7 protein-coding genes and 1 pseudogene are annotated in these 7,845 nt (G+C 46.6%); 4 read left to right on the top strand and 4 right to left on the bottom strand.

Translation table 11 applies throughout. From position 1 onward, the window contains the following. Positions 1 to 31 precede the first annotated feature (31 nt). The 4 genes from HZB31_13455 to HZB31_13440 all read left to right on the top strand — a co-directional run bounded on the left by HZB31_13455 (position 32) and on the right by HZB31_13440 (position 2,849). A complete protein-coding gene (locus HZB31_13455) occupies positions 32 to 244 on the top strand; it encodes a hypothetical protein (protein MBI5848925.1) in 213 nt (70 codons plus the stop codon). 190 nt (positions 245 to 434) lie between these two features. Next, positions 435 to 1,373, top strand: coding sequence for a hypothetical protein (locus HZB31_13450; GenBank protein ID MBI5848924.1), 939 nt, complete (start codon positions 435 to 437; stop codon positions 1,371 to 1,373). Continuing rightward, positions 1,366 to 2,094, top strand: a complete 729-nt coding sequence (locus HZB31_13445; GenBank protein MBI5848923.1) for a cytochrome b/b6 domain-containing protein — start codon at positions 1,366 to 1,368, stop codon at positions 2,092 to 2,094. Before HZB31_13450 ends, HZB31_13445 begins: the two co-directional genes overlap by 8 nt. Then, positions 2,091 to 2,849, top strand: a complete 759-nt coding sequence (locus tag HZB31_13440; protein ID MBI5848922.1) for a cytochrome c3 family protein — start codon at positions 2,091 to 2,093, stop codon at positions 2,847 to 2,849. The genes HZB31_13445 and HZB31_13440 overlap by 4 nt, the downstream gene beginning before the upstream one ends. Before the next feature lie 49 nt (positions 2,850 to 2,898). On the opposite strand, the gene HZB31_13435 is transcribed toward HZB31_13440, so the two are convergent. The 4 genes and pseudogenes from HZB31_13435 to ychF all read right to left on the bottom strand — a co-directional run bounded on the left by HZB31_13435 (position 2,899) and on the right by ychF (position 7,692). Next, positions 2,899 to 3,186, bottom strand: a complete 288-nt coding sequence (locus tag HZB31_13435) for a hypothetical protein (GenBank protein ID MBI5848921.1) — start codon at positions 3,184 to 3,186, stop codon at positions 2,899 to 2,901. Next, a complete protein-coding gene (locus HZB31_13430; protein ID MBI5848920.1) occupies positions 3,183 to 4,532 on the bottom strand; it encodes a sigma-54-dependent Fis family transcriptional regulator in 1,350 nt (449 codons plus the stop codon). Before HZB31_13430 ends, HZB31_13435 begins: the two co-directional genes overlap by 4 nt. Positions 4,533 to 4,587: 55 nt before the next feature. Beyond that, complete coding sequence (locus HZB31_13425) at positions 4,588 to 6,639, bottom strand: PAS domain-containing protein (protein MBI5848919.1); 2,052 nt, start codon at positions 6,637 to 6,639, stop codon at positions 4,588 to 4,590. 103 nt (positions 6,640 to 6,742) lie between these two features. Next, positions 6,743 to 7,692: pseudogene (ychF, locus tag HZB31_13420) on the bottom strand (redox-regulated ATPase YchF). Between the last annotated feature and the right edge of the window lie 153 nt (positions 7,693 to 7,845).

Here is a 7,845-nt window from a genome sequence, read left to right as displayed (position 1 = left end):
GTTTTTCTTTGGGAGCTATGGGACGCTGCTGGTGCTTAGGCACCTGGTGGGTGGGCCTGTAGAGCCGACGGTGATCGTAAGGATGGTAGTGGCAGTAGGGATATTGCTTGGGATAGTCTGCATTGGGTCGGTGAGTATAGTATTGGGTTCGATCGTAGGGACAGGGATAGGGTATGCGGTAGAGGCAATATCGTCTCCCGTAGCGGCGAAGGAGACCGCTGAGGCAGCAGCCAAGAGCAATTAAGACAACAAAGAAACCAAAAGACAGAGCAGCCATACACAAGGAAGGGGAGACACACTGTCTCCCCTTCCTCTGTATGTGTATGAGACAAACTAAAGCTGTAATTATTATTTTCCTTGCAAAAGATAAGATAATTTGTATACCATTTGAGTTAATTTTAGGAAGAAATATCTCCACACCCATAGGAGGACTCATGAGAAGGGTTTATGTATCGGTTTTTCTGATGCTCTTTATGTCATGCCTCGCATCTGTTGCAAGCGCTGAAACCTTTACCTGTCTTGCCTGCCATAGCACCATGAAAGGTAAAATTAAGACCAAAGCCGGAGTTTTGATTAATGTAAATCTGGACAGTGAGCGCTATGCCGCTTCTGTGCATGGCGGATTTGACTGTCTGATGTGTCACAAACAGTTTTCGTCAAATCCTCATGCAGGCACGCTGACGTCGAATATCCCTCAAAATATTGCGGCACTTGCAGGCGAATTATCCCTTAAGGCAAAGGTTGATCCCGTGGCAATGGCAGCATGCGTTGAATGCCACGAAGATGCTTATAAAACCTGGCGTGAGAGTGTTCATGCCAGGAATGTGATCAGCGATAGGAAGACAGATGGTGCGATATGTACGGATTGTCATGGCTCTCCTCATTACATAACAAAAAAGGATACGCCAACATCTGCAGTGTACAGAGGCAACATCGTCAAGACCTGCGGAGAGTGTCATGAGCGGGAAGATCTGGCAACTGCCTATAAGTGGGGCACCCATCTTCTCGAACGATACCATGAGAGTTTTCATGGGAAGAAATACGCCGTGGGACACCCCAATGCCCCTTCCTGTATAAATTGCCATAATTCACATAATGTCCTTAAGTGGGATGACCGGAAATCGCCGGTTGCCTGGGATAATAGAACAGTGACATGCGGCAAGTGCCATCCTGGCGCGACAAAGAAATTTGTAGCAGCCATCACGCATAAGAAGATGGGAAAAGATGATCCTATTCCATATTGGTTTGAGAAAATATTGATCGTACTGCTGCTTTCTGTTTTTGCGTTTATCACGGGACATGTGATTCTTGAAGCTATTTCCGAGATCCGGGACAAAGTATTAAGAAAAGGCAAGGAGGAGCACCATGAATAATGAGACTCCAAGAGAATATCTGAGATTTAACGTTGTAGAGCGAATTCAGCATGTGCTTCTCTTTACGACATTTCTGCTGCTCACCTTCACTGGCTGGGTGATTAAATATCCTGAAGTGACGGTTGAACACCAGAGATGGTGGATAAGTATGTGGGGCGGCGCAAAGACAGCCGGTCTGATACATCGTATTGCAGGAATCACCATGTTGATAGACTTTGCCTGGCATGTTGCCTATCTCGGATATATGCTTGCAACAGGCAAAATGAAGCTCCGGGCAAACACAACAATTCTTCCCATGCCCAAGGATGTTATCGATGCGATAAAAAATATTATGTATTTTGTCGGCCTGAGCAAAGAAAAACCCAAATTCGGCAGATTCAGCTATATCCATAAATTTGACTATTGGGCTGTCTTCTGGGGTATGGGAATTATTGGTTTGTCAGGTCTCTTCCTTGCATTTCCCGTCCAGGCATCCTACCTTTTTCCTCTGTGGACGATCAACTGGATATGGGAAGTGATTTCCATCATGCATAGCGACGAGGCGCTTTTGGCGATTGTTTTCATACTGTTCTGGCATTTCTATAATGAGCATCTGCGTTATGACAAATTCCCCATGAGCATGACCTGGATTACCGGGAAGATAACCATAGAGCAGATGAAGCATGAACATCCGCTTGAGTATGAGATCGAGTTCGGAAAGGAAAAAGGGACTGATAAATGAGATGGCCAATTGTTGTTCTTATTATGTTCTCGCTTGTTCTTGGGTGCTCGCATAAGCAGGAAAAAGCGAAGACCGAGAACGAACAGGACAAGGTGATTTCAAGAGATGAGGCTGTTGGCAACCTGCCATGCTTTAAGTGTCATTCATATCAAACATTTTCTTCTGTTCCCAAAAAAGGGATCTTCTCTCATCAGATACATATTAATACGGGATTCCACTGCAATCAGTGCCACGATTTTCAGGGCCATGAACATATCACCATCAACAGAAATACCTGCAATACCTGCCACAATATAAAGGAGATGGTATTTAAGAAATCAAGCATGCCCTCGAAATTCAATCATGAAGCACATGCCGGGAAGGCCGGGTGCCGGGAGTGCCATCCGAAGGTTTTTGTTATGAAGACCGGAACCGCGACCATAACCATGAAAGACATTTATGCGGGCGCTTACTGCGGACAGTGTCATAATGGCAAAAAGGCATTTTCCTCCTCCGAATGCACAAAATGTCACGCTATGCGGGAATTTAACAAAGATCTTACCTATAAGGTTGAGGGCCTGGGCAACGTGATCTTCAGCCATGCGTTCCACACATCCGCATTTACCTGCGATGACTGCCATCCAAAGCATTTCGGCATGAAGAAGACATCGGGCAAGATGACTATGGACAAGATCAACGAGGGGAAATTCTGCGGTGCATGTCATAACGGCACTATCGCATCACCTGCTGCGGACTGCGCAAAATGTCATAAGTAGGAAATACCGGAACGTCGTAAGGCAGAGGGTTTGTTCAACCTCTGCCTTTTTATTTTTCCCTGCCCAGCGACATGATGAGGCGGGCCACCATTATGAAAGAGACTCCGCCGATAAACGCTCCAAAGGCTCCGATGATGCCGAGTACCACGAGCACGCCAAATATGACAGCGATATGGTTCTGCGGAAGGTTTGCATGAAAGAGTCTGTTGATATCATTGGCAACAGCCTCACTCCATCCGCCCCCCAGGCTTTTCCCGATAACAAGATCCATACTGAGGGCAATCACAATGCCCAGAATACCCCCCACAATAAGGCCGATATAGAAAACTTTCTTCACTCGGTATCGATACCGTGCTTCTTGAATTTCCGGTAGAGGGTTGCGAGATCGATGCCGAGGGCTTTTGCCGTATTTTCTTTATTCTGGTTATGGATGTCATATATCTTCAGCAGCAGGTTCTTCTCATAATCACCCAGATATGCCCTGAGGGTGGAAGTCTCCCTATGCTCATCTGTTTTTCTCAGTTTGGCGGGCAGATTATCCGAAACGAGATACTCACCATCAGCAAGGACTACCGCCCGCTCCAATACGTTCCTGAGCTCTCGTACATTGCCTGGCCATTGATAATCGATCAGGAGCGAAAGAGCCCCTTTATCAATTCCCAGGATCTTTTTGTTATGTTCTGACGCATACTTGCCGATAAAATGTTTTGAGAGCATCTCAATATCGTCTTTTCTGTCTCTGAGTGGTGGTATCTGGATTTCTATGACATTAAGCCTCCAATAGAGGTCTTCCCTGAACCTGCCGTCCTTAAGTCTGCTCTCGATATCCACATTGGTTGCGGAGACGAGCCTGATATCTGCTATCTTCGGTTTTGTATCGCCGAGAGGAAACACTTCTCCGGTTTCAAGGACCTTCAGGAGTTTTGCCTGAAGGTTTGGCGGCATGTCACCTATTTCATCAAGGAAAAACGTCCCCTGATGCGCAAGCGTAATAAGTCCGAGCTTGTCCGAGTTTGCTCCGGTGAAGGCCCCTTTTTTATAACCGAACAGCTCGGACTCAAGAAGTCCTTCGGGGACGGCGGAACAGTTGATCGATATGAACGGTTTATCTCTGCGAGGGCTGTTGCAGTGAATGAGCTCTGCGATCAGTCCCTTCCCTGTGCCGCTTTCACCAAGCAGGAATATATTGCTCTTTGTGGGGATCACTTTTTCGAGGGTCTCGATAATTCTGATCATAGACTCCGAGTTTGCTACAAAATCCCTGCATGCCATATGCTGACTTACCTGCTGCTTAAGTGCTGCATTCTCGATCAGGATCTTTTTCTGATCGAGTATCTTTTTCAGCGTCATCTTTATTTCTTCATTAAGGAATGGCTTGACGATATAATCTATTGCGCCCTTCTTCATCGCATCAATAGCAGATTCGATAGAGGCAAAGGCCGTCATTATTATCACCGCGGTCTCAGGGCTGAGTTCCTTCGCCTTTTCGAGTACGGCCATCCCGTCCATCTTTCCCATTTTAAGATCAGAAATAATAACGTCAAAGGTATCTTCTTTGAATTTTCTGACCGCATCTTCTCCGCTGTTGACCGTGCTTACCTCGTACCCGTCCCTCTTCAGCAGGAATTCAAGAGCCCTGCATATATCTGGTTCGTCGTCAGCGATAAGTATCTTTGCTTTCATAAATTATGTGTACGTTTGTGCCCCACGTAATGGTTTGTGCCGGATGTTTTCTGAGCTAAGAGGTTGCCGCAGGATCTTTGTAGGGCATGGTAATCGTAAATACCGTCCCTTTGCCTGTCTCGCTTTCGACGCTCAGCGTCCCGTTCATCTTTTTTATTATATCATAACTTACTGCAAGGCCAAGACCGGTCCCTTTTTCTTTTGTGGTATAGAACGGATCAAAAATCTTTGTTACATCTTCTTTCGAAATTCCTATCCCGGTGTCCTGAATCTGGATGATCACATCGCTATTCTTCGTGAAACTTCTGATGGTTATTGTTCCACCGTCAGGCATCGCATCTATGGCGTTAAGGGTAAGGTTCACGATGACCTGGGCAAGCTGATTGCCATCCATGATCACTTCGGGCAGATCGGTCGACAGCTCCTTCACGACAGTAACATCTTTGGCCTTCTTGTCATACTGAATGAGATTAAGAGAGGCCTCGATGAATTCATTGACATGACCGGATTTGTGCTCTCCGGCCGGCATCTTCGAAAAGCCAGAGAGTTGTTTCAGTATGTCCGAAATTCTCTTTATATGAAAATACATGGTGTCGAGGCTTTCCTTCTTGAATGCCTCCTCTTCCATCTCCCTCAGAATCTGCACGAACGAGAAGATCGAGGTGAGCGGGTTGCCTATCTCGTGAGCAATCCCTGCGGCAAGCCGTCCTATGGAGGCCAGTTTTTCCGAATGGATGATCTGATCCTCCATTTTTTTCATTTCGGTTACGTCCTGTATCAGTCCGATATGTCCGTCTATTTCCCCGCGTTCTCCTCTGACAGGGGCAGTGGTAATTTGATAAAATCTGCCTTTCTGCCCGAACAGGTTTGAAAGAACTATCGTTCTGATAGTTTCACCAGGATATGTTTCCGACAGAGGGCAGTCAGGGCATACTTCTTCCCATGATCTGCCGACCACCTCCATGCCGACGATATCCCGTATCATTGTGTTAGACCATTGTATCTTCCGGCCTTTATCAAGGAGTACGATGCCGCCTCCGATCGCACTCACGATGGTATTGAGCTTCTCTTTTTCGCTTGCAAGTTCCGCTGTTCTTATGGTTACCTTCTTTTCGAGTTCACCTGCGTATTTTTCAAGCTGCTCTTTTCGGTTCGCGGTCTCTGCGGCCTGTATCCTTTTTTTGTTAAATATAATCAGGACCGCGGAGACCAGGCTTGTTGCCATAAAAATTGATATGATGAGATAGGAATAAAGCTTCATGCTGTTTTTGGTAGCGCTGGTCACTTCAGAGTAGGGCGACGACACTGCGATTATCCACGATATATCGCTCATATCAACATCTGAATAGGCGATTATCTTGTCTTCTCCGAATGCCGAGATATACCTCCCGATGTTGTCGCCTGCCCTGCCTTCAATGATCCTCTTTTCGAGATCAAAGTTCATATGGCACTTAAAACAGGTCGTATCGGCCCGATAGAGATTTCTGCCGACCATCCCGGGTTGCGTCGGGTGGTATAGAAGATTCCCTCCCTTATCGATCATCCACGCATATCCCTTGCCGTGTGACTTGATGGTTGTGAAAAAACGATCGCCGATATCGGCTATCGAAAACGAAAGAAATACTACCTGATCGAGCTGATTATTTTTGTAGGTAGGGGCTAAAGCGACAACTCTGTTGCCAGTCACCAGTATTCCCCCATCCCCTTCTTTTGTGTCTACGGCTTTTTTTGCAATATCCGGCATTATTGGTTTTATCTGGTCTTCATCACCCTTCAGGAAAAGAATTGCCCCTTTGGATGAGGCAATACCTATGCTGGCACTGATCATAAGCTTATGCTTGAATTCCTCTTTTATCAGAGAATCGTAATCATCTTTTGTTGCGTTTTTTTTCTCGGACAGCTCGTGGGCCATCTCGGTCACTTCTTCCTTCATGAAATTAATAGATGCTTTTATATTATCTGCTATTGTTTTGGACAGAAGTGACTGCTGCAGGTTAAACTGTTCCGCGATTTCCATCTGTAGGGATTTTTGAAAGAAGATGTTAAGAATAATGAGAACGGATATTACTACGATCAGACCGCTGATGATAAGAATATTACTTTTCATGATAATCCATGCCTGCTTTCGAAATAGATCATAGAACCAAATAAATAATTAAGTCAATTCCCTGTGACGTTCTATACTCTGCCGGTCTGAAACGATTTTGGAATCAGACATTGAAAAGAAAGTGCATGACATCGCCGTCCTGGACAACATACTCCTTGCCCTCAGTGCGAAGTCTGCCTGCAATGCGCGCGCCTGCTTCCCCTTTGCCCTCGATGAAATCGTCAAAGGCGATGACCTCTACCCGGATGAACCCGCGTTCAAAATCATCATGAATGACCGCTGCCGCCTTCGGCGCTTTCCAGCCGCGCTCTATGGTCCAGGCACGGACCTCTTTTACCCCTGCGGTGAAATAACTGATAAGGCCGAGGGCATGATACCCATGGTGGATGATCTGATCGAGTCCGCTTTCGGTCTGCCCAAGCGATTCAAGAAATTCAGTGCGCTCCTCGTCGCTCATGCCTGCCATCTCTTCCTCGATCTTTGCGCATATCTTTACTGACTCGGCATTATGCTCTGCTGCAAAGGCGTGGACCGACTTGACAAGATCGTTATCAGCGGAAAGACCTCAAGCATCGGCTGAAGCTTCTTGTCTCCCTTGGCCTGCTTCTCAAGACGCGTGATCCTGTTTTCGAGCGTCTGAATATCGGCAAGCACGAGCTCAGTGTTGATGACCTCAATGTCGCGCAGGGGATTGACGCTGTCGTCAACATGGATGATCGAATCGTCCTCAAAACATCTTACAACATGCACGATTGCCGAGGTCTCCCGTATATGGGAAAGGAACTGATTGCCGAGGCCTTCGCCCTTTGATGCGCACTTTACCAGTCCAGCGATATCCGTGAACTCAACGATTGCATGCTGTATCCTCTGCGGGTTCACGATCTCTGACAGCTGTGCCAGACGCTTGTCAGGGACCGGCACGATCGCCTTGTTCGGTTCTATGGTACAGAACGGATAGTTTGCAGCCATCGCATTCTGATCTTTTGTGAGCGCATTAAAAAGTGTCGATTTGCCGACATTCGGAAGACCGACGATACCGATGCTTAAAGCCATGAGATTCTCCTCTGTACTATTCTGTTAATGCATGAGAACAATAAATCTGCGCTGCTGCCTGATTGCCATCCGTAGAGGTCAGAGCGAAGAAAATCAAAAGGGGTTGCAATAAAGCAACCCCTTATAATTGTTGGCGTCCCCAGCGGGATTCGA

Source organism: Nitrospirota bacterium, from assembly GCA_016235245.1.
Taxonomy (GTDB): domain Bacteria; phylum Nitrospirota; class Thermodesulfovibrionia; order Thermodesulfovibrionales; family UBA6898; genus UBA6898.
Note: the sequence above shows the minus strand (reverse complement) of the source record. Positions and strands in the feature narration are given on the sequence as shown.

What these genes read in the sequence shown, in the direction of transcription:
- HZB31_13450 (MBI5848924.1), top strand. Translation starts at nt 435, where the DNA reads ATGAGAAGGGTTTATGTATCGGTTTTTCTGATGCTCTTTATGTCATGC.
- HZB31_13430 (MBI5848920.1), bottom strand. Translation starts at nt 4,532, where the DNA reads ATGAAAGCAAAGATACTTATCGCTGACGACGAACCAGATATATGCAGG.
- HZB31_13445 (MBI5848923.1), top strand. Translation starts at nt 1,366, where the DNA reads ATGAATAATGAGACTCCAAGAGAATATCTGAGATTTAACGTTGTAGAG.
- HZB31_13425 (MBI5848919.1), bottom strand. Translation starts at nt 6,639, where the DNA reads ATGAAAAGTAATATTCTTATCATCAGCGGTCTGATCGTAGTAATATCC.
- HZB31_13440 (MBI5848922.1), top strand. Translation starts at nt 2,091, where the DNA reads ATGAGATGGCCAATTGTTGTTCTTATTATGTTCTCGCTTGTTCTTGGG.